A 223-nucleotide genomic window follows, 5' to 3' on the forward strand; every position below is an offset into this window, starting at 1 on the left:
ACGATAAGAGATTCGTTTATCCGCATCCTGATCACGTTCGTGAATGATCATCGCGCGTTGTACCGAAGCCGCCCATGAAACCGCGTTTACGGCACTGGCAAACTCAATCAGCGCTCCGTCTCCCATGGTCTTCACTACTCGACCGTCAAACTCGATCACCTTTGGGTTAATGATCTTATCCAGGACAGTTCTTTGCCGCGCGAGGGTTCCGGACTCGTCCAAC

General features: G+C 52.5%; 1 pseudogene. It reads right to left on the minus strand.

The annotated features are described in order from the left end of the window. Positions 1 to 223 (minus strand): annotated as a pseudogene (locus ABLN94_RS24680) (hypothetical protein); the annotation flags it as partial.

It is taken from the genome of Ruegeria sp. SCP11, from assembly GCF_040329455.1.
Taxonomy (GTDB): domain Bacteria; phylum Pseudomonadota; class Alphaproteobacteria; order Rhodobacterales; family Rhodobacteraceae; genus Ruegeria; species Ruegeria atlantica_E.